This window comes from Bacillus sp. FSL K6-0923 (assembly GCF_038630825.1).
In the GTDB taxonomy this organism is placed as follows: domain Bacteria; phylum Bacillota; class Bacilli; order Bacillales; family Bacillaceae; genus Bacillus; species Bacillus pumilus.
In genome coordinates this window covers 1,572,424-1,597,422 of the sequence record NZ_CP152044.1, presented here as the reverse complement: position 1 = coordinate 1,597,422, position 24,999 = coordinate 1,572,424, and the positions used below count along the sequence as shown (strand labels likewise).

At 42.1% G+C, this 24,999-nt stretch carries 28 protein-coding genes; 1 reads left to right on the top strand and 27 read right to left on the bottom strand.

Annotation, left to right across the window (positions count from 1 at the left end; all coding sequences use genetic code 11):
• Positions 1 to 35 precede the first annotated feature (35 nt).
• The 25 genes from MHI16_RS08050 to MHI16_RS07930 form a co-directional block, all read right to left on the bottom strand.
• Positions 36 to 311 (bottom strand): FlhB-like flagellar biosynthesis protein, encoded by a 276-nt coding sequence (locus tag MHI16_RS08050; RefSeq protein ID WP_003211418.1) that lies wholly within the window; start codon positions 309 to 311, stop codon positions 36 to 38.
• Complete coding sequence (locus MHI16_RS08045) at positions 308 to 2,044, bottom strand: hypothetical protein (RefSeq protein ID WP_061407809.1); 1,737 nt, start codon at positions 2,042 to 2,044, stop codon at positions 308 to 310. The genes MHI16_RS08050 and MHI16_RS08045 overlap by 4 nt, the downstream gene beginning before the upstream one ends.
• A gap of 28 nt (positions 2,045 to 2,072) precedes the next feature.
• On the bottom strand, positions 2,073 to 2,837 hold the full coding sequence (locus tag MHI16_RS08040) for a ribonuclease HII (protein WP_058014003.1): 765 nt from the start codon (positions 2,835 to 2,837) through the stop codon (positions 2,073 to 2,075).
• 76 nt (positions 2,838 to 2,913) lie between these two features.
• Positions 2,914 to 3,762, bottom strand: a complete 849-nt coding sequence (ylqF, locus tag MHI16_RS08035; protein WP_044141932.1) for a ribosome biogenesis GTPase YlqF — start codon at positions 3,760 to 3,762, stop codon at positions 2,914 to 2,916.
• Positions 3,763 to 3,850: 88 nt separating this feature from the next.
• Positions 3,851 to 4,198 carry a 50S ribosomal protein L19 gene (gene rplS / locus MHI16_RS08030; RefSeq protein WP_003212364.1) on the bottom strand — a complete coding sequence of 116 codons (348 nt, stop codon included), beginning with the start codon at positions 4,196 to 4,198 and terminating at the stop codon, positions 3,851 to 3,853.
• 137 nt (positions 4,199 to 4,335) lie between these two features.
• Positions 4,336 to 5,070 (bottom strand): tRNA (guanosine(37)-N1)-methyltransferase TrmD, encoded by a 735-nt coding sequence (trmD, locus tag MHI16_RS08025; RefSeq protein ID WP_058014004.1) that lies wholly within the window; start codon positions 5,068 to 5,070, stop codon positions 4,336 to 4,338.
• Positions 5,067 to 5,591 (bottom strand): ribosome maturation factor RimM, encoded by a 525-nt coding sequence (gene rimM, locus MHI16_RS08020; RefSeq protein ID WP_050945053.1) that lies wholly within the window; start codon positions 5,589 to 5,591, stop codon positions 5,067 to 5,069. Before rimM ends, trmD begins: the two co-directional genes overlap by 4 nt.
• A gap of 8 nt (positions 5,592 to 5,599) precedes the next feature.
• Entirely contained in the window at positions 5,600 to 5,986 is a 387-nt protein-coding gene (locus tag MHI16_RS08015; protein WP_050945054.1) for a YlqD family protein, read from the bottom strand.
• A gap of 103 nt (positions 5,987 to 6,089) precedes the next feature.
• Positions 6,090 to 6,335 carry a KH domain-containing protein gene (locus tag MHI16_RS08010; protein WP_012009937.1) on the bottom strand — a complete coding sequence of 82 codons (246 nt, stop codon included), beginning with the start codon at positions 6,333 to 6,335 and terminating at the stop codon, positions 6,090 to 6,092.
• A complete protein-coding gene (gene rpsP, locus MHI16_RS08005) occupies positions 6,335 to 6,607 on the bottom strand; it encodes a 30S ribosomal protein S16 (protein ID WP_003212139.1) in 273 nt (90 codons plus the stop codon). The genes MHI16_RS08010 and rpsP overlap by 1 nt, the downstream gene beginning before the upstream one ends.
• Before the next feature lie 105 nt (positions 6,608 to 6,712).
• The gene (gene ffh, locus MHI16_RS08000; RefSeq protein ID WP_058014005.1) at positions 6,713 to 8,053 is read right to left on the bottom strand and encodes a signal recognition particle protein; all 1,341 of its coding nucleotides are present in this window, start codon (positions 8,051 to 8,053) and stop codon (positions 6,713 to 6,715) included.
• A 13-nt stretch (positions 8,054 to 8,066) separates the two neighbouring features.
• Entirely contained in the window at positions 8,067 to 8,399 is a 333-nt protein-coding gene (locus MHI16_RS07995) for a putative DNA-binding protein (RefSeq protein ID WP_012009935.1), read from the bottom strand.
• Positions 8,400 to 8,541: 142 nt separating this feature from the next.
• Positions 8,542 to 9,528 carry a signal recognition particle-docking protein FtsY gene (gene ftsY / locus MHI16_RS07990; RefSeq protein ID WP_034662411.1) on the bottom strand — a complete coding sequence of 329 codons (987 nt, stop codon included), beginning with the start codon at positions 9,526 to 9,528 and terminating at the stop codon, positions 8,542 to 8,544.
• A 22-nt stretch (positions 9,529 to 9,550) separates the two neighbouring features.
• Complete coding sequence (gene smc / locus MHI16_RS07985; protein WP_058014006.1) at positions 9,551 to 13,111, bottom strand: chromosome segregation protein SMC; 3,561 nt, start codon at positions 13,109 to 13,111, stop codon at positions 9,551 to 9,553.
• Between the two features lie 105 nt (positions 13,112 to 13,216).
• Positions 13,217 to 13,960: a ribonuclease III gene (rnc, locus tag MHI16_RS07980; RefSeq protein ID WP_058014007.1), complete on the bottom strand. Its 744-nt coding sequence runs from the start codon at positions 13,958 to 13,960 to the stop codon at positions 13,217 to 13,219.
• Positions 13,961 to 14,144: 184 nt separating this feature from the next.
• On the bottom strand, positions 14,145 to 14,378 hold the full coding sequence (gene acpP, locus MHI16_RS07975) for an acyl carrier protein (RefSeq protein WP_003212028.1): 234 nt from the start codon (positions 14,376 to 14,378) through the stop codon (positions 14,145 to 14,147).
• Positions 14,379 to 14,459: 81 nt separating this feature from the next.
• Positions 14,460 to 15,203, bottom strand: a complete 744-nt coding sequence (fabG, locus tag MHI16_RS07970) for a 3-oxoacyl-[acyl-carrier-protein] reductase (protein ID WP_058014008.1) — start codon at positions 15,201 to 15,203, stop codon at positions 14,460 to 14,462.
• Positions 15,203 to 16,147 carry an ACP S-malonyltransferase gene (fabD, locus tag MHI16_RS07965; protein ID WP_058014009.1) on the bottom strand — a complete coding sequence of 315 codons (945 nt, stop codon included), beginning with the start codon at positions 16,145 to 16,147 and terminating at the stop codon, positions 15,203 to 15,205. The genes fabG and fabD overlap by 1 nt, the downstream gene beginning before the upstream one ends.
• 15 nt (positions 16,148 to 16,162) lie before the next feature.
• Complete coding sequence (plsX, locus tag MHI16_RS07960; RefSeq protein ID WP_058014010.1) at positions 16,163 to 17,161, bottom strand: phosphate acyltransferase PlsX; 999 nt, start codon at positions 17,159 to 17,161, stop codon at positions 16,163 to 16,165.
• A 15-nt stretch (positions 17,162 to 17,176) separates the two neighbouring features.
• Positions 17,177 to 17,743: a transcription factor FapR gene (fapR, locus tag MHI16_RS07955; RefSeq protein WP_003210820.1), complete on the bottom strand. Its 567-nt coding sequence runs from the start codon at positions 17,741 to 17,743 to the stop codon at positions 17,177 to 17,179.
• A 112-nt stretch (positions 17,744 to 17,855) separates the two neighbouring features.
• Positions 17,856 to 19,904: an ATP-dependent DNA helicase RecG gene (recG, locus tag MHI16_RS07950; RefSeq protein WP_058014011.1), complete on the bottom strand. Its 2,049-nt coding sequence runs from the start codon at positions 19,902 to 19,904 to the stop codon at positions 17,856 to 17,858.
• The gene (gene sdaAA / locus MHI16_RS07945; protein ID WP_012009925.1) at positions 19,882 to 20,784 is read right to left on the bottom strand and encodes an L-serine ammonia-lyase, iron-sulfur-dependent, subunit alpha; all 903 of its coding nucleotides are present in this window, start codon (positions 20,782 to 20,784) and stop codon (positions 19,882 to 19,884) included. Before sdaAA ends, recG begins: the two co-directional genes overlap by 23 nt.
• Positions 20,785 to 20,804: 20 nt before the next feature.
• The gene (sdaAB, locus tag MHI16_RS07940; protein ID WP_058014012.1) at positions 20,805 to 21,467 is read right to left on the bottom strand and encodes an L-serine ammonia-lyase, iron-sulfur-dependent subunit beta; all 663 of its coding nucleotides are present in this window, start codon (positions 21,465 to 21,467) and stop codon (positions 20,805 to 20,807) included.
• Positions 21,468 to 21,616: 149 nt separating this feature from the next.
• A complete protein-coding gene (locus tag MHI16_RS07935; protein WP_058014013.1) occupies positions 21,617 to 23,290 on the bottom strand; it encodes a DAK2 domain-containing protein in 1,674 nt (557 codons plus the stop codon).
• A 15-nt stretch (positions 23,291 to 23,305) separates the two neighbouring features.
• Positions 23,306 to 23,668 carry an Asp23/Gls24 family envelope stress response protein gene (locus MHI16_RS07930; protein WP_003211680.1) on the bottom strand — a complete coding sequence of 121 codons (363 nt, stop codon included), beginning with the start codon at positions 23,666 to 23,668 and terminating at the stop codon, positions 23,306 to 23,308.
• A 271-nt stretch (positions 23,669 to 23,939) separates the two neighbouring features.
• Between MHI16_RS07930 and rpmB the strand changes: the two genes are divergently transcribed.
• A complete protein-coding gene (gene rpmB / locus MHI16_RS07925; RefSeq protein ID WP_003212514.1) occupies positions 23,940 to 24,128 on the top strand; it encodes a 50S ribosomal protein L28 in 189 nt (62 codons plus the stop codon).
• A gap of 69 nt (positions 24,129 to 24,197) precedes the next feature.
• On the opposite strand, the gene spoVM is transcribed toward rpmB, so the two are convergent.
• Complete coding sequence (gene spoVM / locus MHI16_RS07920; RefSeq protein ID WP_008354550.1) at positions 24,198 to 24,278, bottom strand: stage V sporulation protein SpoVM; 81 nt, start codon at positions 24,276 to 24,278, stop codon at positions 24,198 to 24,200.
• 71 nt (positions 24,279 to 24,349) lie between these two features.
• On the bottom strand, positions 24,350 to 24,994 hold the full coding sequence (locus MHI16_RS07915) for a thiamine diphosphokinase (RefSeq protein ID WP_058014014.1): 645 nt from the start codon (positions 24,992 to 24,994) through the stop codon (positions 24,350 to 24,352).
• Between the last annotated feature and the right edge of the window lie 5 nt (positions 24,995 to 24,999).

The following is a 24,999-nucleotide window of genomic DNA, read 5'->3' as shown; positions in this document are numbered from 1 at the left end:
AATATAAATTTTTCATCCAAATCACTTATTTTACCTTATTTTTTCATTTTTTGATCTAACCTATAGATAAACGAAAATATTTCTGCTACAGTATCGTATAACGCTTCAGGGATCTCCTCATCCAGTGTTAAATGGCGCATGAGTTCGACTAAATTACGGTCTTCTTGGATAGGAACTCCCGACTTTTTTGCTTCTTCAATAATATGGTCTGCCACATAGCCGCTCCCTGTCGCGACCACTTTTGGCGCCTTTTGTTTTTCTTCATCATAATGTAGAGCGACCGCTCTTCTAAGCGGTTTTGAATCCTTCATACTCGTAAGTCCAGCCCCTTCTCGCTGATTTTATGAAAGTGTTCATCTAGAAAGTGAGACGGATCTACTGGCTCTTGTCTCTTCTTTGCTGTAATTCCCGTGAGGCTGTATCCTAATGCATTTAAATTCTCCCGAACAGCTGGAATCATCGGATTAATGGTTCCTTGAAGTTCATGACCGGTTTCAACTGTAATTGACATGACCTTTTGCTGAATCGTACAGTCGATTAATGTTTCTTCGAGGTTTTCCATGTTTAAGTAAAACATAAGGCGACACTGAGAAATATCAATAGAGCCATCTTTTTTCTTATGTCCTTTTAGAATAAAGGTTAAATCTTGAACACTATGTTTTGAAAAGAGCGGATAAGAGACCATCATTTGGCTGATAGTTTGGTTCTCCTGCTGCACAAATAACTGCCCGTTCAATCTATGAAACAATTGATCGACTTCTTTTTTTACGGGCTCTGGTAAATCAGACTGTCTCACATCATTTAAGACGAGCTTTAATTGGTGAAGCTCCTGACTTTTTACATCCTGGTTGCCTTTTTCGAGTAGTTTCAGCATACCGATTTCGTCACGTACACCTATTGCCTTTTTCATCGTCATGAGTAAATCGAGCACGTCGGTTTTATTGCTTAATGCGGGTTCTGTCTGCTGCACGACCTGAGCCAATACTTTTGCTTCTGTTTTTGACAAGAACGGAAATTCTTTTTGAAGCACAGATGCTTTTGCGTCAGGCTGAGATCCAGCCTGCTGAAGTCCTTGCAGCAATGACGTAAGCTGTTTTAAGCTAGGCTCTTGCTGCCCATCTGCACCTTGTTTTATCAAACTTGTTAGTATCCGCTCGATTTGCTGAGGCGGGATTTGCAGCTCTTTTGGACTTGTTGATTGCTGCACGTTAGATTGAAGAACTTGGGTCGTCTGACGCTCTTGAGCTATTGGATTCTGACTATTTTCTTTTGGTTGAGACAGATTGGACTGAGGCGTTACAGGTAGATTTCCTCCTTGTTTCGCCGTCCCTTCTCTCGCTGCTAGAAGGACCGATAAGAGCTTTTCTGCATGGACAGTCGTCTCAGCACCTATGACTGATCGAACGGCTTGTGTAAGGGCCTGTGTGGCGTCTGAGTGCTTCGGGAGCTGTGTTAAGCGTTCTAGCAGTGCTCTCATATCTTGATGAAGAGCAGAGGATGATTTCACGGCTAAAATTGATTGAAGGACTCCTTCTTGGATCGGCAAGTCTTTCTTTAAAGCAAATAGGAGTGACTGGAGACCTTTTTTCACATCAGCTCCTTGAAGCTGTTCGATCCACTTCACTGCCGTTTTTAACTCTGCTTCATTGATGACGGATTTTTCTTTTAAAAAAGCAGTAGCTGTTAGGATGTTTTCTAGTCCGTTTTTCAGAGAGAGACCTTCTAATAGTTTGGCAGCTGCATCCTTTAATGTTTTAGGGTCTTGATCAAATTGCTGGACTGGCCTTAGTTTATTGAGGCTGCCTCCACCCTCTTGTTCAAATTGGAACCAATAAAATGCGTCTGCTTTGAGCTGAGCCGCTAGCTGCGCTTTTATTTTTGTTGAGCCTATTTGAACAAGGGCTGTATCATCTCCGAGCATTTTCAGTACTTTACCAAGAATCAGTCGATGCACATTTTCCTTTCCTTCGGTGTTTAATGGCACAGATTCTGCCGTATTCAGCCGGCTATTCAGTGCTGTATGTATGTCCTCAACTCTTGTCATCACAGGCAAGCCTCCTTAGGTCAAAAATTTATGATATAACGGATTTCACCGGTGCAAATGATAATCGATGGATTGGGGTAGCTCCATGTGTTTGAATGGCAGCCAAATGCTCTTTTGTTCCGTACCCTTTATGTTTTTCAAATTGATACTCAGGGTACTTACGCCCGTATTCTTCCATCATCTGATCTCTTGTCACCTTTGCAATACATGCACCTGCTGCGATAGACGCACTTTTTGCATCTCCTTTGATGATATTCTCCTGTTGAATAGGAAGCGGGAGCGTCATGGCATCTATGAGTAGATAATCGGGTGTATGAGTTAACTTCTCCACCGCTCTCACCATCGCCAGTCTTGATGCCTCGTAAATATTGATTTCATCAATCGTAGCTGCATCCACAATGCCGATTCCGATATCAAGTGCTTCTTTTTGGATTAGGTCATAATATGCCAATCTTTTTTTCTCAGATAATTGCTTTGAGTCGTTTAAACCGAGCAGGACTGTATCTTCCTTTAATATGACAGCTGCTGCGACAACGGGGCCTGCAAGTGGACCTCTTCCTGCTTCATCTATTCCAGCAATACATGTGTATCCCTGCGCCTTCGCACTGTTTTCAAATTGCAGCATCTCATTCCATGCTGCTTGAAGTTGCTGCTGCTTTTCTCTCTCTTTGCGCCACTTCTCTATCAGTTTTTGGACACTTTTTCTCGTATCATCTTTTACAAGTTCATGAATGTATGACTCGTCTTGCGAATGCTTTTCTATCAGTTCTTTTATTTGTTTCACTGTGTACATCAGCTTTTCGTCAGCCTCCTTCTTTATATCGGCAGTTTTCCGCAAAAAATAAAGACCCGCATGAGCTGCGTGTCTTTTAGCTTTCAGGCTTCTCGAAAGTGAGGGGACCAAATTTTTCTGTTCGAATATCCCGAATAATGATTTCGGTGGTTTTGTCGTAATTAATAAATCCACCGCTCATGAGACAGCCGCGCTTTGTACCTATTGCATCAAACAGCTCAGCCGTATCTTCAGGGATCTCCGTTAGGTCATAGCGTTTTTTTAATCGCTCTGGATAGTTTTCTTCTAGAAAGCGAAGTCCATATACAGCGACATCCTGTAAGTTGATGATAGAATCTTTGATCGCTCCAGTTACCGCTAGCCTGAGTCCTACTTTCTCATCTTCAAACTTCGGCCAGAGGATTCCAGGTGTATCGAGAAGTTCCAATTCTTTCCCTACCTTCACCCATTGCTGTGAGGTGGTAATACCAGGACGGTCTCCTGTTTTGGCAATGTTCTTTTTCGCTAAACGATTGATTAAGGTCGATTTCCCGACGTTGGGAATTCCGATAATGAGCGCCCGGATTGCACGTGGTTTGACACCTTTTGCTTTCATGCGGTCGAATTTTTCTTTTAAGATTTCCTTTGAAGTTGTGATGATCTGATTTAACCCTTGTCCATCGACAGAGTTAATAGCAAGTGACCGAACGCCTTGCTGCTCAAAGTGCGCCTGCCACTCCTTTGTCACACGAGGATCCGCTTTATCTGCTTTGTTTAATAGCATGATTTTGGGTTTATTCTGAAGGATTTCTTCGATCATTGGGTTTCTAGAGGACATCGGAATTCTAGCATCAGTTAATTCAAATACGATGTCGATGAGCTTTAATTTTTCTGTGACTTCACGTCTTGCTTTTGCCATATGGCCTGGAAACCATTGAATCGTCATATGTGCACCTTCTCTTCTATCTATTATCTCTATACATTGTACAAAAAAAGAGCCTGTTACAGGTAACAAGCTCTTTCCTTTGATATCATTATCGTCTGATTTCTTTGATACGAGCCGCTTTACCGCGAAGTTCACGTAGGTAGTAAAGTTTCGCACGACGTACCTTACCGTGACGTACAACTTCGATGTTAGCGATTTTTGGTGTGTGTACAGGGAATGTACGCTCAACGCCTACACCGTAAGAAATCTTACGAACTGTGAAAGTTTCGCTGATTCCACCACCACGACGCTTAATTACAACACCTTCAAAGATCTGGATACGCTCACGAGTACCCTCGACAACTTTAACGTGTACACGTAAAGTGTCACCAGGACGGAACGCAGGAAGATCAGTGCGTAATTGTTCTTTTGTGATTTCTTCAATCAAATGTTGCATCGTTTTCAACTCCTTCCAACAGATGCTCATGTCCTCTTTCTTCATTGCAGCGGAACATCGTTTTCAAACTTGAATCGGCAAGCCGTCCAAGTCACAAGTAGTATCATACCATACCTCTATGCAGTGTGCAATACAATCTAGTCATTATGAAGCTGCCAAAGCCATCTTTTTTCTTCCTCTGTTAACGTTTTGCAAGAATCGATCAAATCTGGCCTTCTTGTATAGGTTCGCTTCAAAGATTCTTTACGCCGCCACTCTTCTATTTTGGCATGATTTCCAGAGAGGAGCACATCCGGCACTTTTAGTCCTTTATAATCGGCTGGCCTTGTATAGTGAGGATGCTCTAGTAAACCTGTACTAAATGAATCTTCAATGTGAGACGCTTCTTTTCCAAGCACATGAGGCAAAAGCCTGACCACACTGTCTGCAATCATCATCGCTGGCAGCTCTCCGCCTGTGAGAACGAAATCTCCGATTGAGATTTCATCTGTGACAAGATGCTCCCTGATGCGCTCATCGTAGCCTTCATAATGGCCGCAAATGAACATAAGGTGTTCTTCTTTTGCAAGTTCCTCTGCCTTCTTTTGCGTATATCTTTCCCCTTGAGGACAGACAAGAATGATTCGGGGCTTCTTGCTTGCTTTCTTCGTCAAATCTTCTACCGCATCGAATACGGGCTGTGCTTTCAGTACCATACCAGCACCGCCGCCATATGGGTAATCATCTACTGTTTTATGCTTATGATCCGAATACTCTCTAAAATTGACAACATTGAATGAGACAGCTTCTTTCTCCTGTGCCTTTTTTAAGATCGATGAGTGGAGCACACCTTCGAACATTTCAGGAAAAAGTGTTAAGAAGTCGATTTTCATTCGTCAATAAGTCCTTCCATCACTTCAATGTGTATGGTTTTGGATGAGATATCGATCTTTTTGACGACAGATGGGATATAAGGAATCAAGGCATCTTTTTTGCCTTTTCTTCCGACCACCCAGACATCATTTGCCCCTGGTGTTAAAATCTCTTTGATTTGGCCGACAAGCTGATCCTCTTCATCGTATACTTCACAGCCAATGATTTGGTGGAAATAAAACTCTCCTTCATCTAAAGAGCCGAGATGTTCTTTTTCTACTTTTAAGATTGATTCTTTCAATAGCTCTGCTTCATTTAATGAGCTAATTTCTTCAAATGTAAGCAAATCAAACTGTTTATGCTGCCGGTGTGATGCGACAGTGACTTTTAGCGGCTCCCCTTGACCTTGCTTAAAAATATAGAGGACACTTCCTTTTTTATAACGCTCTTCTGGGAAATCTGTCTTTGACACGACACGAACTTCTCCGCGCACTCCGTGTGTATTGACAATCTTTCCAACATTCAACCATTCCTGTTCCATGTTCTCAATCACCCCTGACGTATTTCCACAATCGTGCCGTCTTTCACGACGATGACATTATCTTGCATCTTGTCATCCCATTTATCACCTATTTTCACTTCAACCAGCGCATCCACTTCTGTCTCTTTCATTTCACTTCCAAGCGGCAAAATATGCAGCTGCTCTACTTGAAAGTCAATTTGCTGGATTTTCTCTTGCCGTTTATCGATGGCTTTTTGAAATTGAGGGATGGCTTCTTGCTGATGTGGTTCTTTTTCATGTTTTTTCAGTTGAAAATATAGTTGATTGCATTCACGTTCTAGTCTTTCTTTTTTCTCCAAAAAAGTCGTTAACAGTTTGTCCTTACTGCTTTCAGTTAATACTTGCATGACGGTGACATGTTGAATGATCTGCATCTTCCTTTTTGTCCCCCTATCCGAAGGCATTTGTCCTCTACAGTATAACGAAAAATAGATTTAAACGTGTAAAAAAAGGGGAGGTCCTAAGCCCTCTCCCTTTTTAATCAGCAATCTCAAGTTGAACTTTCTTAGAAGACTCTGCACTTGCTGCAAACATGACTGTTCGTATCGCTTTCGCTGTACGTCCCTGCTTTCCGATCACCTTTCCGGTATCTTCAGCATTGACAGACAGTGTGTAAATCACTTGCTCATCTTTTTCTAATGAAGATACGTGAATATCTTCAGGGAAATCAACAAGTGGCTCGACGATGGACACAATCAATTCTTCCAAGGACAGCTCATTCATTATTTGCTGTTTTTCGCATTATGAAATTTTTCAAGAATTCCTTGGCTTGAGAAAAGGTTGCGAACTGTATCAGATGGTTTCGCACCATTTTGAAGCCATTTAAGAGCTAATTCTTCGTTGATTTTCACCTCAGCTGGTGATAAAACCGGATTGTATGTTCCAACTGTTTCGATGAAACGACCGTCACGTGGTGAACGAGAATCTGCTACAACAATACGATAGAAAGGAGATCTTTTTGATCCCATACGTTTTAAACGAATTTTTACTGCCATTTTACTAGCACCTCCGAAAATATTTCAACAAGATAGTATATTAACAATGATAAAAGGGTTTGTAAAGTGTTTTTTCTTAACAACGGTTTTATCATGTATAACCAATTACATAAATGGTAATTTAAAGCCTTTTTTCTTCCCTTTGGACATGTTGGTCATTTGCTTCATCATCTTTTTCATTTCGTCAAATTGCTTTAAAAGGCGATTGACTTCCTGGACAGATGTTCCGCTTCCTTTTGCAATCCGTTTTCTTCGGCTTGCATTGATGACCTCTGGCTGTTCTTTTTCCTCGGTCGTCATTGATTTAATGATCGCTTCGATGTGATTGAGCTGCTTTTCGTCTACTTGGACGTTTTTGAGCCCTTTCATTTTACCGGCACCCGGCATCATTTGGATCAATTCATCAAGTGGACCCATGTTACGAACTTGGCCAAGCTGCTCGAGGAAATCATCGAGTGTAAAGCTCATGGTCCGCATTTTTTGTTCAAGCTCTTTCGCTTTATCTTGGTCCACGTTTGCCTGTGCTTTTTCAATCAGTGTAAGCACATCTCCCATGCCAAGAATTCTTGATGCCATCCGTTCTGGGTGGAATGGTTCAATCGCGTCAAGCTTTTCACCTAGCGCGGCGAATTTAATCGGCGTATTGGTCACAGCTCGAATGGAAAGTGCTGCTCCGCCTCGTGTATCCCCGTCTAGTTTCGTTAGAACGACACCTGTTAAACCAAGCTGTTCATTAAAGCTTTTCGCTACATTAACAGCATCTTGACCTGTCATTGAGTCAACAACAAGAAAAATTTCTTCTGGACTCGCTACTTCTTTTACTTTCTGAAGTTCATCCATCAATTCTTCATCAATATGAAGGCGTCCTGCTGTATCTAAAATGACATAATCATGGTGTTCTTCTTTCGCTTTTTCGATTGCCTGTTTGGCAATCTCGACAGGACTGACTTGATCACCTAATGAAAACACAGGCATATCAAGCTGTTTCCCTAGCGTTTGAAGCTGCTGGATCGCTGCTGGTCTGTAAATATCTGCAGCCACCATCATCGGCTTGCGATTATGTTTTTTGCGAAGTAAATTGGCAAGCTTCCCAGTTGTGGTGGTTTTACCAGCCCCTTGAAGACCAACCATCATAATGACCGTCGGAGATTTTTTCGCTACAGCGATTTTACTCTCTTCTCCGCCCATTAATTCAGTGAGTTCTTCTTTTACAACTTTAATGACCTGTTGTCCAGGGGTAAGGCTTTTCATGACCTCTTGTCCAACTGCCCGCTCACTTACTTTTTTCACAAAGTCTTTGACTACTTTAAAATTGACGTCAGCTTCAAGAAGGGCAAGGCGTACCTCGCGCATCATTTCTTTTACATCTTGTTCTGACACTTTTCCTTTGCCGCGGATTTTTGAAATCGTCTGCTGCAGTCGGTCGGCTAATCCTTCAAATGCCATACTGTGCCGCCTCCTAATCTAATTTCTCAAGCGATTCAATTAAAGCTTCTGCTTCTTCCGTCTGTGCGGAATCTGCTACGAGCTCTCTCATTTTTTTGAGAAGTTCTTTACGCTCTTTAAATTTCTTAAACAAGAGCAGCTTTTCTTCATATTGTTCAAGCATCGCTTCAGTCCGTTTAATATTATCATAAACAGCCTGTCTTGATACTTCATATTCATCCGCAATTTCACCGAGGGAAAAATCGTCTAGGTAGTAAAGCGACATGTAGCTCTTTTGCTTTGCGGTTAACAACGATTGATAGAAGTCAAACAAGTAGTTCATTCTCGTTGTTTTTTCAAGCGTCATGGGCTCTCTCCCCTTTGTTAAGTTCATTCCCTTTACATCAACTAAGTTTACACGGTTCTCTACTGTGTGTCAAGTTTTTATCTTGTCACTTCATGAAGCGGCGTATAAATAAAAATGCCAGCAGTTTTTGCCGGCATTTTTGTTAGTCTTCTTGATCAATCACGTCTGAGAATAGTCCATACACATACGATTCTGCATCGAATTCTTGCAGATCGTCTACCTTTTCACCTAAACCGACGAGCTTCACGGGAATGTTCAGCTCATTTCGAATTGCAAGGACAATCCCGCCTTTTGCAGTCCCATCAAGCTTTGTTAAAGCAATTCCTGTCACATTCGTCGCTTTAGAAAATTCCTTCGCTTGAGCCATCGCATTTTGACCCGTTGTTGCATCAAGAGCGAGCAGCACTTCATGCGGTGCATCTGGAACCTCACGTTCAATGACTCTCTTGACCTTCTCTAGCTCTTTCATCAAGTTGACTTTGTTTTGCAGTCTTCCTGCTGTATCACAGATAAGGACATCCGCATTTTTCGCTTTTGCTGATTGAACGGCATCATAGATGACCGCTGCTGGGTCAGAGCCAGCCGTTTGTTTAACAACAGGGACACCTGACCGCTCTCCCCATACTTCAAGCTGCTCAATCGCACCGGCACGGAATGTATCACCTGCTGCCAAAATAACAGATTTCCCTTCATTTTTCAGCTTATTTGCAAGTTTGCCGATCGTCGTTGTTTTCCCAACGCCATTGACACCTACAAATAAAATAATATTTAATCGCCCGTCTTCAATATTCAGCGCAGAGATTTGTTCCTCTCCGCTATTGTAGATTTCAACCAGTTTTTCAGAAATGACCGATTGTACTTCACTTGGGTCTTGAATGTTTCTTAATTTCACTTCTTTTTTCAGCTCATCGATCAGTTCCATCACTGTTGTAAAACCGACATCCGCGCCGATTAAAACCTCTTCTAATTCTTCAAAAAAGTCTTCATCGACTTTACGGTAGCGAGAAATTAGTTCGTTTACTCTTCCTTGAAAGGAGTTTCTCGTTTTTTCAAGTCCATCTTTAAACTTTTCTGATACTGAATCGGTTTGCTGCGTAAATTTTTCTTTTAACTTCTTAAAAAAGCTCATTTGGTTCAAAAACCTCCTTTAATTACTGGACAAGCTCTTTCGTTTCTTCTAGTTTGACGGATACAAGTTTAGAAACTCCTGACTCCTGCATCGTAACACCGTAAAGCACATCTGCTTCTTCCATTGTTCCTTTGCGGTGCGTAATGACAATGAACTGCGTTTCCTCGCTGTATTTCTTTAAATATTGCGCAAAGCGGAAAACATTGGCTTCATCAAGCGCCGCTTCTACCTCATCTAACACGCAGAATGGAACAGGTCTGACTTTTAAAATAGAGAATAGTAAGGCGATCGCTGTCAATGCTCTCTCTCCGCCTGAAAGCAGGCTTAAGTTTTGCAGCTTTTTCCCTGGCGGCTGCGCGACAATTTCAACGCCAGAGTTTAGTAAATCATTTGGATCTGTTAGCTTCAGGTCTGCTCTTCCGCCGCCAAATAACGCTTGGAAAACTGATTCAAAATGCCCGCGAATTTGCGAGAATGTTTCAGAGAAGCGCTTTGTCATCTCTTGATCCATTTCTTCAATCACTTGGAATAATGTATTTTTCGCTTCTGTCAGATCATTTCGCTGTTCTGTTAAGAAAAGGTAGCGTTCATTTACTCGTTCATACTCATCAATGCTGCCTAAATTGACTGTTCCTAGCTCTTCGATGGCTAATTTGATCAGCTTCACTCGTTTTCTTGCTTCATCTGGCGATAGCGTTAGATGATACATCTCTTTTGCCCCTTCAAATGAAAGAGCATACTCTTCGTTCAAATAAGCGATGAGGTTGTCGAGCTCAACCTCCATACGGCCAAGCTTAATTTCTTCATCTTTTAAACTTGTGGTGAGCTGTTTGTAAAGGCGTTTTTGTTCTTTCAGTTCACGTTCAGCAAATTCTAACGTTTCAGAAAGAGCAAGACGCTGTTTACGCCGCTCTGAAATGAGTGCGGTTGTTTTGTTTTTGTTTTCCAGCTTCTCTTTCGCCGCTTCTTCCAACTGTTCTGCTCCGCTTGAGCTAGACGTCATTTCACTTGTTAAAAGTGACAGATCTTCTTTGGTTTCCGTCAGCGTTTGTTCAGCCTCTTCTAATTCGGCTATTAAGCTCGAAAGCTTTTCTTGTTCGTTCGCTAAGGACTGCTCTTTTTTGGCAAGTGAGATTTTCAGCTCAGTTAATTCGGCAGAAATAGTTTCTTTCGTTGAGCTTTGGGTCTGCTTACGCTTTGTTAATGTATTGATCTCTTGATCAAGGGTGGTCAATTTCTCCCCTATAGAAACTTCAAGAGCTGCCTGCTCTTTGTCCTTATCTGTCAGTTCAGTAGAACGCAGCTGCAATTCTTCTTTTTCTTGGTCATAGAGTTCAAGGTGAGCATTAATATTTTTTTCTGCTACTTGCAGTTCGTACAGCTTCCCTTTGAGCTCTTGCTGCTGTTCTCGAAGCGTTTCTCCCCGCTGACGCAGTTCGTTTAATTGGCTTTCGTTTGCTGCAATCAATTGCTTCGTTTCTTTTGTTTCCTTTTCAAGGATCGTTGTTTTTTCTTCCATTTCAACGAGCTGCTTTGTTAATGTTTCAATCTCACGGTTTCTTGAAAGAAGGGAGTTGTTCTTTTTCTTCACACCACCACCGGTCATTGAACCGCCGGGGTTCACAACATCTCCATCAAGGGTCACGATGCGATAACGATGACCAAGCATTTTTGCCAGTTCATTGGCACCTTTTAAGTCTCTAACGATTAGAACCGTTCCAAGCAAGTTCTGTATGACCTTTTGATACTTTTCATCAAAGGAAACAAGTTGACTCGCTACACCGATAAATGCAGCATGCTGCTCAGCTGTTTGGACGTCTCTATGCTGAATGGTTCTTTCTTTGATCACATTCATTGGCAGGAAGGTTGCTCTTCCAAAGGAGTGCTGCTTTAAGTATGCAATTGCTTGTCGCGCTGCGGATTCATTTTCTGTAACGACGTGCTGCGTTGCTGCACCTAACGCGATTTCAATCGCTGTCTCATGCTGCTGATCTGTTTGAATCAGCTCTGCAATGGCACCGTGAATACCGCCTAACCGTTCTTTTGCCTTTAAGACCTCTTTTACTCCTTGGAAAAAGCCTGAGAAGTCTTCCTGCATGGATTCTAGCATTTCTTTTTTTGATTTTGCCTGCTGCACATATTGATAGGCTTGGTAAAGAGCCGTTTCTTTTTTCTCGTATTGACGTTTCATTTGCTCAAGCTTTTGCTCTGCTTCCCTAAACCGCTTGACTTGAGCCAAAATGTCTTCTTCTAGGGCTGAAAGCTGCTGCTCAGCCTCTGTTTTCTTCTCTTTGACAGATACACGCTCTTCAATGTGTTTTTGGTTGTTTTGCGTGAGCCGATCCAGCTGCATGACCGCTTGGCGCTGCTGTTCTTCTAATAATTTGCGTTCATTGCGGATGGAAGCCTGTTCATTGAGCAGATCAAAATAATCGCTTTTTAGCTGTTCAATTTGACCTTCCACATCTTCACTATGAAGCGACAGTTGATGCTGCTTTGTTTTCACTTCATCTTTTAGCTGTTGCACTTCTTTTTGAAGGCTGTCCCGCGTGATTTTCTGCTGCTGAATCTTTTCGGTTAGCTGCGCCTGCTTTTCAGTTAAGCGAATGAGTGTTTCTTCTAGCTGTCCCTGGTTTGCGGCTGCATTTTTCTTCCGTTCTTTTAGTACTTCTTTTTTTCCTTCAAGCTTTTCTAATTCCTCACTTGTGAAAAGAAGAACTTCTTGCAGATCATTAATTGATTCGTCAAGTGCTTGAATGCGGTCTCTTGACTCTTCAATTTTAGCTTCTTTTGCTTGAATATCTGTGGATTGCTTCATTTCATCTTGTTTGAAGCGCTCGACAGCTTCACCAAGTGTTGTCCATTTTTCATGAAGTGCTTCAATGTCATGAACAGTTAAGGCGATTTCGACATTTTCAAGCTCTTCTTTTTTTTGCAAATAGTCCTTTGCAATAGACGCCTGCATTCTTAAAGGTTCTACTTGATCTTCTAGTTCATGCAGAATATCTTCTACTCGGTTTAAGTTGTCCTGCGTTTCAAACAGTTTATTCTCGGCTTTTTTCTTTCTTGTTTTATATTTCAAAACACCAGCCGCTTCTTCAAAGATGCTTCTTCTCTCTTCTGCCTTACTAGATAAAATTTCTTCTACCTTCCCTTGGCTGATGATTGAAAAAGCTTCCTTCCCAAGACCTGAATCCATGAAAAGATCAATAATATCCTTTAAGCGGACAGATTGATTGTTTATGAGAAATTCACTTTCTCCTGAACGATAGACTCTTCTTGTCACACTGACTTCGTGAAAATCGATCGGTAAAAAGTGATCTTCGTTATCTAATGTTAAAGTCACTTCTGCTAAATTGACTCTTTTTCTTGAGTCGCTTCCTGCAAAAATGATGTCTTCCATTTTTCCTCCGCGGAGGCTTTTCGCTGATTGTTCTCCAAGTACCCAGCGGATGGCATCGGTAATATTACTTTTGCCGCTTCCGTTTGGTCCAACAACAGCAGTGACCCCTTTGACAAAGTCCACGGTCACTCGCTGTGCAAACGATTTGAATCCTATCACGTCTAAACGTTTGAGGAACATGAGAGTGATCCTCCTTATGTATTTAAAGTACTATCATCTTACCATATGAAGTGAAAAAAGATGATGGAAAACAGAGTGAAATCCCCCTGAATGACGAGGGGGATTTTATTGGTTCATATGATGTTTCTGCAATTTAGCAAGTGCTTCCTGTGCAGCGTGCTGTTCTGCTTCTTTTTTACTGCGGCCATTTCCAATTCCAAGCACATCTCCGCGAAGGGAGACATTTGCTTCAAATTCCCGGTTGTGTGCTGGTCCTTTTTCATGCAAGATACGGTATTCCAGTACACCTTTTCCATCGCGCTGAACGAATTCTTGCAGCTGGCTTTTAAAGTCCATGACATGCGAGAACGCTCCATCATTAATTTTCGGATAAACATAGGCTTCTAAGAATCGTTCTACCGGCTCAAGCCCTTGATCCAAATAGAGTGCTCCGATAAACGCCTCGAATACGTCCGCTAAGAGCGCTGGGCGTTTTCTGCCGCCTGTCATTTCTTCGCCTTTTCCTAAAAGAACAAGGTCTCCGAAGGACAGCTCATGTGCCAGAGACACAAGTGACGGTTCACATACGATTGCTGCTCTTAGTTTCGTTAAATCGCCTTCGCTCATCGCAGGATATTTCGCAAATAAGAATTGAGAGATGGTCAATTCTAAAACAGCATCTCCTAGAAATTCAAGTCTTTCATTATCCTCGTATGGCTTTTTCCGGTGTTCATTCACATAAGAGGAATGCGTAAATGCTTGATATAGAAGTTTTTCATTTTGAAAATGTACAGAAATGCGCTGCTGGAATTCTCTAAATTGCTCTAGTTTTTTGCTCTGTTTCTGTTTGTCTTTATATTGTTTTGGCATAGCAACCTCCAGGTAGGCTTAATCGCCTTTAAGGATACTGATTATATGGAGTCTCTCTTTCTACATGCAAGGAAACATTGCTCCTTAGCATCTGAAAAAGGCTGACAATTGATCAGCTGAATATGTTGAAACTAACATAAATTTTGAAAGTCCCGTCATGAAAATAGACGGGACTTTGTTACGCTTATTGCTGGCTATTTATGTAGTTCACAGCGTCACCGACTGTTGCAATTTTTTCAGCATCTTCGTCAGAAATTTCCATATCGAACTCATCTTCAAGTTCCATAACTAGCTCAACTACATCAAGGGAATCAGCGCCTAAATCTTCTTTAAATGAAGCTTCCATTTTCACGTCAGCCTCATCAACGCCAAGGCGGTCTACAATAATTTTTGATACACGCTCTAATACGTCTGCCATTGCCTTTCACCTCCCCTCAAAGTATTATAGTTGATTCGTTTTTAAAAAACTAGAGAAAACCTAATGAAATTTTGATATTTCTTAAGACATGACCATTCCGCCATCTACTTGGATGGTTTGGCCTGTAATATAACCTGCTCCTTCTGAAGCTAAAAAGACAACAACGTTGCTAATATCTTCAGGTGCACCAAAGCGTGCAAGCGGGATCTGCTTGAGCATTTCAGTCTGTACATTCTCATCAAGCTTGTCTGTCATATCTGTTGAAATAAAGCCTGGTGCTACTGCATTGACTGTAATATGACGAGTTGCCAGCTCTTTTGCTGTTGTTTTCGTTAACCCGATAACACCAGCTTTTGCTGCAACATAGTTTGCTTGTCCAGGGTTTCCACATACGCCAACTACTGAAGCCAAATTGATGATTCTTCCGCTGCGCTGTTTCATCATTTGACGTGTCACGGCTTTTGTACAGTTAAAGACACCTTTTAAGTTTATGTTAATGACGTCATCCCATTCATTTTCTTTCATTCTCATAAGCAGGTTGTCCTTTGTGATCCCTGCATTATTGACAAGGATGTCAATTGAACCAAATGTGTCAATCGCTTGCTTCATGAGCGCTTGTACTTCTTCAGCATTTGACACATCAGCTTTAACGGCAAATGCCTGCTGGCCAAGTGCTTTGATTTCGTCTACGACTTCATTTGCTTTTGCTTCGTTTCCAGAATAGTTGACGACAACATTTGCACCATTCTTTGCCAAATCGATCGCGATAGAACGGCCAATCCCGCGTGATGCACCTGTTACAACGGCTGTTTTATTTGTAAGCATCAAGAATCCTCCTTCAATGTTTCAATGGCTGCTTCAATTGTTTCCTGATCTGAAACTGAAATGGTTGTCAGGCGGCGGTTAACCTTTTTCACAAGACCTGAAAGCACTTTGCCTGGACCAATTTCAATAAACGTTGTCACGCCTAAATCAATCAGACGTTCTACGCTTTCTTCAAATCGTACAGGAGAATACAATTGTTCAATGAGTTTTGTTTCAATAGCATCACGAGATGTAACGATGTCTGCTGTGACATTTGAGATCACTGGTGTTTTGGCATCTCTAATGTCTAGCTTTGACAGAACATCTGTGAATTTTTCAGCGGCTGGTTTCATTAAGGCAGAATGGAAAGGTCCACTCACTTCAAGGGCAATCGCACGTTTTGCTCCTTTTTCTTTCGCTTTCTCTGAAGCGAGTTCGACACCTTTTGCTGTACCAGAGATCACGATTTGACCAGGACAGTTTAAGTTAGCGAGTTCTACAAGGTGACCGCTCTCTGTCACTTCTTTTGTCACTTCTAAAAGCGCAGCTTGATCTAAGCCAAGGATCGCTGCCATAGCGCCTTCTCCTGCTGGAACAGCTTCATTCATTAATTCGCCGCGCTTTCTTACAGCATACACAGCATCTTGAAATGAAAGTGCACCTGCTGCAACGAGGGCCGTATATTCGCCAAGGCTATGTCCTGCTGCGTAATCTGCTTTGATTCCACTCTCTTCAAATTTCTTTAAGATGGCGATACTTGTCGTTAAAAGAGCTGGCTGCGCGTTATAAGTGAGCGTCAGTTCTTCCGCATCTCCTTCAAAAATCATTGAAGATAAGTCAAAACCGAGGGTCTTGTCTGCTTCTTCAAATACAGATTTAGATACTGCTTCTTGATCAAATAAATCTTTCCCCATGCCAATTTTTTGAGAGCCTTGGCCAGGGAATAAAAATGCAATTTTAGTCATGATGTTTTACCTCCATTAAGACTCGTTCGTGGTTTCTTTTTGGACTTCTTGATGAATGATGGCTGAAACGTCTTTTTCTACGATATCACGTGCCTGACGAATGGCATGAAAAATGGCGTTTTCATCAGAGGAACCGTGCGCTTTAATGACAGGTGCCTTTAAACCAAATAAAGCGGCACCGCCATATTCGGAGTAATCCATTTTAGACTTCATCTGCATCAATTTCGGCTTCATCATGCCAGCCGCTATTTTTGCTGTGAAGCTGGATGTTAAGGTTTCTTTCAGCATTTTAAATACAGAAAGAGCTGTGCCTTCAATCGTTTTGAGAGCGATATTTCCTGTGAAGCCATCTGTGACAACGACATCAGCTACACCTTCTAATAAATCACGAGACTCTACATTTCCTACAAAATTCAAGTCTGATGCTTTTAATAATTCAAAAGTTTTTTTCGTGAGATCGTTTCCTTTTTTATCTTCTGTTCCTACATTTAACAATCCTACACGCGGATTGCTCTTTGGAAAAACACGCTCTGCGTAGATTGAACCCATCATGGCATATTGCACAAGGTGTTCTGGTTTGGCATCAACGTTTGCTCCGACATCTAGTAATAAAAACCCGCTGCCATCAAGTGTTGGCAGTGTTGGAGCAAGTGCCGGTCTATCGATGCCATCAATTCTTCCTACGATAAACAGTCCTGCTGTCATGAGTGCGCCAGTGTTTCCTGCTGAAATACAAGCATCTGCTCGTCCTTCGGATACTTCTTGCGCCATTTTCACCATAGATGAATCCTTTTTACGTCTGACTGCACGTACTGGTTCATCTGTCGGTTCAATGACTTCTTTTGCATCTAAAATCGTAATGCGCTCGTTATTTGTTATGTATGGTTTGATTTTATTTTCATCGCCGACAAGTGTAATCTCGATATCTGAAAATGCCGTTAAGCTTTTTTGCACACCGTCAATTATGGCTTTAGGGGCATGGTCTCCCCCCATTGCATCGACTGCAATTCTCATATTACGTGCCACCTTTTACTTTTGTTTTGAGCGATACATGACGAAGTCACCTGAGAAGACAACTTCCTCACCAACATAGCTGTTTACTTCAACTACAGTTCTGCCTTTTTCTTTATCATGCGAAGCTACTTTGGCTTTTGAGACGACTCGTTCGCCTTGTTTAACCTGCCTTGTAAATTTAATATTCGCTTTTGCCGTTAAAGCCAGTTCATCGTCAATGACCGCTACTGCAAGCGAATTTGCCTGGGCGAAAAGATGATGTCCCCTGGCAATTTGGTTTCGGCTAAATACATGCTCTTTTCTCACTTCTAAAATGGAAATGGCTTGGTCATCAAGCTCTACATCAATCATTTCTCCAATTACTTCATCCAGCGGAAGTGACTTCACTTCATCCTCTAATGTCTTTTCAGCCACATGCTTAATTCTTTCGCGTAATTCAGGAATCGACAGTTCCAAACGATCAAGACGAACCGTTTGAATACTTACACCGAATTTACTTGCCAATTCTTCATCAGTAATGAACGGAGTCGAGCTGATCGTTTGCTGGAGAAGCTTTTGACGTTCTTTTTTATTTAGTTTCATATGCAGACACCATCCGTACATTTATGACTAGGTACTAATAGTAGTATATAATCTCATAGATGATAAATCAATCCTTGTTTCAAAAAGACAAGAAAATTCCTCCAGCGCTTGATCAGCTTAATTTATCTCCGCCCAGCACCCCGCTGTCTATAAGTGTTTGCCGAAGTTCTTTGTATTCGGGATCTGTCCAAAATGCATCTGATTGCACAAGTTCTGCCGCATCTTTTCTAGCAGTTTCCAGTGCTCTGTAGTCATGAACCATATCTGCTACTTTAAATTCAGGCATTCCGCTTTGTTTTTTACCGAAGAAATCGCCAGGTCCTCTTAGCTCTAAGTCCTTTTCAGACAGCTCAAAGCCGTCGGTTGTTTCGGACATAATCCTCATCCGCTCTTTCCCGGTTTCTGATTTTGGATCCGCCATTAAAATACAAAATGATTGATGCTCTCCGCGTCCAACCCGGCCTCTGAGCTGATGAAGCTGAGACAGTCCGAAGCGGTCTGCATCGTAAATGACCATGATGGTCGCATTCGGCACGTTGACGCCAACTTCAACGACTGTGGTTGAAACGAGAATTTGTACTTCATTTGCTGTAAAGTCTCTCATCACTTGATCTTTTTCATCACTCGCCAGTTTCCCGTGCATTAAGCCGATCGCCCACTTACCGCGGTATGCCTCTGTCAGCATGCTATGGACATCAATCGCATTTTGCACATCCAGCTTGTCTGATTCTTCTATAAGTGGACAAATAATATATGCCTGTCTTCCTTTTTTCAGCTCTTTATCCACAAATGCAAGAATTCTCTCAAGCATGTCATGCTTGACCCAATACGTTTCGATCTGTTTCCTGCCGGCTGGTAATTCATCAATGACGGAAACGTCCATTTCTCCAAAAACAGTGATCGCAAGTGTACGCGGAATAGGTGTGGCAGTCATGAACAAGACATCTGGGTCCTGCCCTTTACTTCTTAATTTTTTCCGTTGTTCTACGCCAAACCGGTGCTGCTCATCTGTAATCACAAGACCGAGCTGCTGAAATTCGACTTCGTCTTGGATGAGTGCATGCGTTCCAACTAATATATCGATCTCGCCCTCTTTTAGACGTTCCAGCAATTCTCTGCGGCGCTTTCCTTTTACAGAGCTTGTTAGTAGGGCGATATTTAGTCCCCATTTTTCAAACAGCTGATAAAGGGAATCTGCATGCTGCTCTGCCAAAATCTCTGTTGGGACCATTAATGCACCTTGATAGCCGGATAAATGAGCGGCATATAGTGCAATAGCTGCAACAGCAGTTTTCCCTGAACCTACATCTCCTTGAAGCAGACGGTTCATCCGGTACGGGGACGCCATATCAGACATAATTTCATCAAGCACTCTTGATTGTGCCTTTGTCAGCGGAAATGGCAGGCTGTGAACAAACTCAAAAACAGCCTCTTTGGAAAACGGATGCTGGATGCCCGATGTTTTTTCTCGTTCTTTCTTTCTAATGGCCTGCATCTTTAGCTGGAAAATAAGAAATTCTTCGTACACAAAGCGTCGTCTTGCTTGCTTGAGTGATTCTCTTGTTTCTGGCAGGTGAATGGTTTTTAATGCTTCCTGATAGGACATGAGTTTATAGGTAGAGACAAGCTGCTTTGGGAGTGGATCTTCAGCTTTATCTACATAAAGTGACAAGGCTTGTTTGACAAAACGCCTCATCATCTTCACGGTTACATTTTCTTTTACTGAATAAACAGGCTCTATACTGCCATCTTGCTCGTGCGTCCCTTTTTTAAATTCCTGCACCATGATCGATTGACGGTTTTTATCCCATTTGCCAGTGACGGATACCGTATCACCTAACACAAGGCTTCGTTTTAAATAAGGGCGATTGAAGCAAATGGCTGTGATGAGAAAACGCCCGACAAGCAGCCTGAATGTCAGCCTGCTTCGTTTTTTTCCATAATAGGTGAGGACGGGCTCACTGTGCACTTTTCCTTCAACTGTGACACGTTCGTCATGCTTTACTTCTTCTAAATTACGAAGCTCATAGTCATCATATCGATAAGGAAAGTAGCCAAGTAAATCGGCTACTGTGTGGATTCCAAGTTCATTGAGTGTTTTTTCAGTTTCTTCTCCAATCCCCTTGAGGACTGAGACGTTATCTTGCAGTTTCTGTATCACGAGATGAGGTCACACCTCCGAAAATCTTCTTTTCAAGCTCTCTTGCTGTCGGTGTTGCAGCAAGTCCGCCTTGTGCTGTTTCGCGAAGTGCCGTTGGCATGGTTTGACCAATTTTATACATCGCATCAATGACTTCATCACATGGAATACGGCTTGTGATACCAGCAAGTGCCATATCTGCTGCGATCATCGCATTTGATGCACCCATGGCGTTTCGTTTTACGCACGGTACCTCGACAAGTCCAGCTACTGGGTCACAAACAAGTCCAAGCATATTTTTCAGTGTAATCGCCATTGCTTCAGCAGATTGCTGAGGGGTACCGCCTGCCATTTCGACAATGGCTGCTGCCGCCATCCCTGAGGCTGAACCTACCTCAGCCTGACAGCCGCCTGCTGCACCAGAGATGCTCGCATTATTGGCCACAACAAAACCAAATGCGCCAGAAGTGAATAGGAATCTGACCATTTGTTCCTTTGTTGGCTTTAATGTTTGTTTTACTGCAAATAACGTACCTGGCACAACACCTGCTGAGCCTGCTGTAGGCGTTGCACAGATCGTACCCATTGCGGCATTGACTTCATTTGTTGCCACTGCCTTACTGACAGCATCTAATATCGTATGACCAGACAATGTTTTGCCTGATGCGATATACGCTTGAAGTTTGACCGCATCTCCGCCTGTTAAACCGGATAATGATTTCACACCTTTCAGCCCGTTTTCTACGGCCTGCTCCATCACTTCTAGGTTTCGGTACATTTGGGAGAAAATATCTTCACGTGACTTCCCTGTCACTTCCATTTCTTGTGTAATCATGATTTCTGAAATGGAGGTATTCCGTTCTTCTGTTAGCTGCACGAGTTCTTTGACGTTTTTAAACATCATCCATAACCTCCTTGTTGTTACTCTGCAATTTGTGTGACTTGAATAATGTTTGGCAGCGTTTCAAGCTCTGTTAGGACAGCTGGGTCAATATTTTGATCCACTTCGATGGTCATCAGAGCCTCTTGCCCGACATCTTTACGCGCCACTTCCATATGACCGATGTTGATGGCGAATTTCGCTAACACGTTGGCGACTGCCGCAATCGTACCGTAGCGATCGTTATGAACCACAAGAATGGCAGGATGATTTCCTGAAAGTCTGAGCTCAAAGCCATTCAGTTCAGTGATTTCAATTTTACCACCGCCGATGGAAATCCCGATTAATTCAAGGCTTCCGTTCGCATCTGATATCTCTACTTTTGCTGTATTCGGATGCGCTGGTACCGCATCTTCTTCTTTAAATTCAATGTCGATCCCTTTGCTTTTTGCAATATCGATCGCTGTTTTGATGCGTTCATCAAATGTATCAAAATCAAGAACGCCGCCGATAATGGCGACATCTGTACCATGTCCTTTATACGTATCTTTAAAAGAGCCATAAAATGAAACGACAATTCGTTTCGGTTCTCTTCCAAATAAGCTGCGAGCCACTCTTCCTATTCGAGCCGCACCCGCTGTGTGCGAACTTGATGGACCAATCATGACGGGTCCAATAATATCAAACACACTTCTAAATTTCATAGGTCTTCCCCTCTCATAACCACTCACATATTGGTTTGGTTCTTTCTTTAGACTAATGGATTCAATCATTTCCCGCAACTCATTTCACCGTTGAATCGTTAGTAAAAAATTGCAAAAGAAGAAGAAGGGCTTGATTTGCCCTTCTTTCGTTATTCCACAGCCAAAATATATGAATAAAGCGGCTGTTTTCCATCGTGGACTTCAACTTCTATATCTTCAAATGTTTCTTCAATAAAGGCTTCTAAGTCGTCCATCTCTTCAGATGATGCATCTTCTCCTTTAATGATCGTAACAATCTCATCATCTTCTGTCACCATTTTGGTTAAAAGTTCTTTGGCTGCATCTAATTGATTTTTCGCAGTTAAGGTGATTTTTCCGTTAAAGAGACCCATATAATCTCCTTTGGCAATGTCGATTCCATCGATTTGGGTATCTCTCACCGCAAAAGTAATTTGACCGCTTTTTACGTGGTCAATCGCTTCTAGCATCGCCGCTTCGTTATCTTCGTTTGAAGCTGCTTCATTGAGAGAAAGAAGTGCCGACATTCCTTGTGGAACGGTTTTCGTCGGAATAACAACAACCTCACGACTTGAGACAGTTGCCGCCTGTTTCGCTGCCATGACAATATTAGAATTATTAGGTAAGATAAAGACGGTTTCGGCATGTACGCTTTCAATTGCTGTGACAATGTCTTCTGTGCTCGGGTTCATCGTCTGTCCGCCTTCAATGACGACGGAAGCTCCGATACTTTTAAACAAGTCAGCAATTCCTTCTCCCATTGCGACACTGACGACTCCAAAGCGCTGTTTTTCAGCAGCAGGTGCCTTTGGTGCAGCGGTCGCATGTTCTTTTTCTTCGTTCACAATCGAGCTATGCTGCTCTCTCATGTTTTCAATTTTCATGTTGATCAGGCTGCCGTAGCGCTGTGCATAGGATAAGACATCTCCAGGCTGCTCTGCATGTATATGAACTTTCGCCAGCGTTTCATCAGATACCACAAGAAGTGAATCTCCGAATTCGCTTAAGTCTTCTCTGAAAGCATTCTCATCAAAGGACTGTTTGTCTTCTTCAAATTTCACCATAAATTCAGTACAATAACCAAATTCGATATCTTCAGTGTTCATATGGCTTTGTGCACTTTTATGATGCTCTGCACTGACAAGCTCTTTTAACGTTGGCAAAGAGGCCACTTTCGAAGGAAGCTCCTCTCCTCTTAATGAAGCAAGGAAACCTTCATATACGCAGAGAAGTCCTTTACCTCCACTATCGACAACGCCTACTTCTTTTAAAACAGGAAGTAGATCTGGCGTTCGCTCAAGTGATGCTCTCGCTTCCTCAATCGTTAACTCAAGAACACGGTCAATGTTATTTTCGGTTGCTGAAACAGCAACCGCTTTCTTTGCTGCATCCTTTGCAACCGTTAAGATGGTCCCTTCAATCGGCTTCATCACGGCTTTATATGCTGTATCGACACCTGCCTGTAAGGCAAGAGCAAATTCTTTTGCATCAATCGTTTCTTTTTGTTCGATCTGTTTACTGAAACCTCTAAATAGCTGTGATAGAATGACGCCTGAGTTCCCTCTTGCGCCCATCAATAGCCCTTTTGACAATGCCACGCCGACCTTCCCAATATGATCGGTATTTGTTTCTTCAACTGCTTTTGCCCCTGAAGTCATTGACAAATTCATATTTGTCCCCGTGTCTCCGTCTGGCACTGGAAAAACATTTAACGCATCCACAATTTGTGCGTTTTGAGAAAGATGGTGAGCACCTGCAAGAATCATTTTTGCAAATGAGCGGCCATCAAGAATTCTAATAGACAATATATTTCCTCCTTACTACGGGTTCGTAACTCTTACTCCTTGTACATAAATGTTGACCGAATCAACAGAAAGTCCAACTGTGTGAGAAATCGTATATTTGACTTTCGTTTGAACATTATGTGCGACTTCTGATATTTTTGTACCGTAGCTGACGATGATGTACATATCAATATGAATGCGGTCTTCTTTTTGACGCACAAGAACACCCCGGCTGAAGTTCTCTTTGCGGAGAATATCCGTCAAGCCGTCCTTGATTTGATTTTTGGACGCCATCCCAACAATACCATAGCAATCGATCGCAGCGCCTCCTGCCACCATTGCAATGACTTCATTTGATATATCAATTTGTCCGTATTTTGTTCTAAGTTCAATGGACACATTGGTTCCCCCTTTTTGAGAAATTGCCCTGAGTTATCACTATTTTACTATAAGACCCTTCTTTTTAAAAGAAATCATTCAATCCGACCCAATCCTACTTATACTATAGCCTTGATTTTTTATCAAGATGTCAAGGTATTTTTCTTGAAAGAGGAGTAAACAATCCTTGCAAACCCCTTGAAGCTGTGGTAAATTATTAAAGTATCTTGAGGCATCTCTAAGTACGTATATGAAGAATATGATGATGTTTTCGCAGTTAGGAGGGAAACAAATGGCACGTAAATGCGTTATTACAGGCAGAAAAACAAAAGCTGGGAACAATCGTTCTCACGCAATGAACTCTACAAAACGTACATGGGGCGCGAACCTTCAAAAAGTTCGTATTCTAGTGGACGGTAAGCCTAAAAGAGTATATGTATCAGCTCGAGCTTTGAAATCTGGTAAAGTTGAGCGTGTATAAGCAAGAGTAAACGCCTGCTACAATAAATTGTAGCAGGCGTTTTTATGTGGAAATAAAGGAGATTACTCATTAATCTTTCTTAAATGAACCAAGCATCGCACGGACAATGCCGCCAAGAAATCTAGGCAGTTTGATTGTATAAAATTTCATTTTGTCCCCCTCCTAAAAGTACCGCTTGCAGCACAATTGAGCTTAATCAGCCATCCACATTGATAGGTTGGTCAATCTTTGCTTCTTACCATTATTAATATGCCTTCACGAAAAGAAAAAGTACCATTTGAGTGGATGAGTTCGTTACTAATACATAGTGTGGAACCAGGCTCAATATGACAATTTTTCAGAGGATATTTGAAACCTTTTAATGTCAGCTTTTCAATCGGTGTTCCAAAGGGCAGAAACGACACATATTGTTTATCCTGATCTTCTTTTATTTCGTATGTACCAGGTTCAAACATTTGAATGATATTTTGTTTGTCTACAAGGGTGATATTCTGCTTGTGCTGAATCCCTTTGTAAAGAAGATGGATATTTCCTAGAAAATGATCCGCCCTTCCTCCTGTAATACCGTAGATGTAAATATGTGCTGGGTGCTGACTGAGTGCCCAGTTCAGTGCAAGCTCTAAATCGGTTTCATCCTTTTCAGCTTGAAAGACATTCAGGGCAGGCAATTTTTCTTTCAGCTCCCGAAGCTCTTCTTCTGTCACACTGTCAAAATCACCAAAGGCTTTGGCAGGGATAATGCCGTGCTCTAGTAAGAAGAGGGTTCCACGGTCTACGCCAATCCAGAGAACATCCTCTTGTGATGCTTCACGTTCAAGTGGCGGGATGTATTCAAAAGGACCGCCGGCTACGATATGTATGTGCATGATAT